General features: G+C 43.5%; 1 protein-coding gene. It reads left to right on the forward strand.

Annotated features, from left to right (window positions below; all coding sequences use genetic code 11):
• Position 1 precedes the first annotated feature (1 nt).
• The coding region (locus tag CWC18_RS20235; protein WP_249930159.1) for a transposase at positions 2-253 on the forward strand (252 nt) is incomplete at its 3' end.

Consider the following 253-nt stretch of genomic DNA (forward strand, 5'->3'; position numbering starts at 1 on the left):
AATCAGGAATTGGTCACAGTACAACCGTGCTTTGGTTCAACGCGGTAACATCAATATTTGGCTAAGTGAGAGTGCCATCTCAAAGTGGCAGAATACCGAAAAACACGGGGGCCGTGGTCGTTCAAATTACTATTCTGATTTAGCAATTGAAACCTGTTTAACCTTAAGGGCCGTATTCCATTTGCCACTTAGGGCCTTAGAGGGATTTGTAAATTCCTTGCTCACTATGATGGATGTCTCATTGCAATCACCG

This window comes from Pseudoalteromonas aurantia (assembly GCF_005886875.1).
Lineage (GTDB): Bacteria > Pseudomonadota > Gammaproteobacteria > Enterobacterales > Alteromonadaceae > Pseudoalteromonas > Pseudoalteromonas aurantia_A.